Below are 393 nucleotides of genomic sequence, written 5' to 3' on the forward strand. Positions count from 1 at the left end.
CGGCCGAGGATCCGGCGATGCTGGCAGCCCACCTTGCCGCTGCCGTTGCAACGGTCCTGCTGCTGCGCCGCGGCGAGCAAGCTGCCGCGGCCCTGGCCGGAACCGTGCTGTTGGCAGTCCCGCGCCGGCTGTACGGCTGGCATCCGGTACCGCGGGCCAGGCTGGCCAGCCCCGGGGCACGGACTGTCCGAACCCTCGCCGCGCTTGGTGCGCCGCTGCTTTCCCTGCGGCACCGGGGGCCGCCCCTGCATCACGCTTTCTGACCGGCGCACCCGCGCATCCCCCGACGAAAGAACGTGATGAACCCCCTGATGAACACCCCTGCACCCGTCCGCGTTGCCGCCTCCGGGCCTTCGGCAGCCAGGCAGCGCCGCGAGGACGCCCGACGCCTCG

The 393-nt window shown here is 73.8% G+C and carries 1 pseudogene; it reads left to right on the top strand.

Annotation, left to right across the window (positions count from 1 at the left end):
- Window positions 1-263: pseudogene (locus AC5RV2_RS19020) on the top strand (hypothetical protein); the annotation flags it as partial.
- Window positions 264-393: the final 130 nt, after the last annotated feature.

It is taken from the genome of Arthrobacter sp. Y3225116 (assembly GCF_059091245.1).